At 50.2% G+C, this 1,435-nt stretch carries 2 rRNA genes; both read left to right on the plus strand.

The features are described from left to right. Positions 1 to 1,304, plus strand: a 23S ribosomal RNA gene (locus O5Y44_RS08740); the annotation flags it as partial. Positions 1,305 to 1,374: 70 nt separating this feature from the next. Continuing rightward, a 5S ribosomal RNA gene (gene rrf, locus O5Y44_RS08745) occupies positions 1,375 to 1,435 on the plus strand; the annotation flags it as partial.

Here is a 1,435-nt window from a genome sequence, read left to right on the forward strand (position 1 = left end):
CCAAACTCTCAAGAAAAGCCGCTATCGAGATAAGAGGTGCCCGTACCGCAAACCGACACAGGTAGTTGGGAAGAGAATTCTAAGGTGAGCGAGAGAACCATCGTTAAGGAACTCGGCAAAATGACCCCGTAACTTCGGGAGAAGGGGTGCCTACGAGAGTAGGCCGCAGTGAATAGGCCCAAGCGACTGTTTAACAAAAACACAGGTCTCTGCAAAACCGTAAGGTGAAGTATAGGGGCTGACGCCTGCCCGGTGCTGGAAGGTTAAGAGGAGTGCTTAGCGCAAGCGAAGGTATGAATTGAAGCCCCAGTAAACGGCGGCCGTAACTATAACGGTCCTAAGGTAGCGAAATTCCTTGTCGGGTAAGTTCCGACCCGCACGAAAGGCGTAACGATTTGGGCACTGTCTCAACGATGGACTCGGTGAAATCATAGTACCTGTGAAGATGCAGGTTACCCGCGACAGGACGGAAAGACCCCATGGAGCTTTACTGTAGCTTGATATTGAATTTTGATGCAGTATGTACAGGATAGGTAGGAGCCTAGGAATCATGCACGCCAGTGTATGAGGAGGCGTTGTTGGGATACTACCCTTGCTGTATTGAAATTCTAACCCTCGGCATAGAAAACCGGGAGACAGTGTCAGGTGGGCAGTTTGACTGGGGCGGTCGCCTCCCAAAGAGTAACGGAGGCGTTCAAAGGTTCCCTCAGAATGGTTGGAAATCATTTGCAGAGTGTAAAGGCACAAGGGAGCTTGACTGTGAGACATACAAGTCGAGCAGGTGCGAAAGCAGGACTTAGTGATCCGGTGGTTCCGCATGGAAGGGCCATCGCTCAACGGATAAAAGCTACCCTGGGGATAACAGGCTTATCTCCCCCAAGAGTCCACATCGACGGGGAGGTTTGGCACCTCGATGTCGGCTCATCGCATCCTGGGGCTGTAGTCGGTCCCAAGGGTTGGGCTGTTCGCCCATTAAAGCGGTACGCGAGCTGGGTTCAGAACGTCGTGAGACAGTTCGGTCCCTATCCGTCGTGGGCGTAGGAAATTTGAGAGGAGCTGTCCTTAGTACGAGAGGACCGGGATGGACGTATCAATGGTGTACCAGTTGTCACGCCAGTGGCATAGCTGGGTAGCTAAATACGGAAGGGATAAGAGCTGAAAGCATCTAAGCATGAAGCCCCCCTCGAGATGAGATTTCCCACGGATATTAAGACCCCTTGAAGACGACAAGGAGAATAGGTTAGGAGTGTAAGCACGGTAACGTGTTCAGCTGACTAATACTAATAGGTCGAGGACTTAATCAAGTGAAAGTTCTTTAGAAGTAACTGTTGACAAAAAGAAAAAAGATGATATAATATGTATATGAAGTTTTCGTCTGGTGGCGATAGCGAAGAGGACACACCTGTACCCATACCGAACACAGAAGTTAAGCTCT

The organism is Gemella sp. 27098_8_155 (assembly GCF_041433725.1).
Taxonomy (GTDB): domain Bacteria; phylum Bacillota; class Bacilli; order Staphylococcales; family Gemellaceae; genus Gemella; species Gemella haemolysans_D.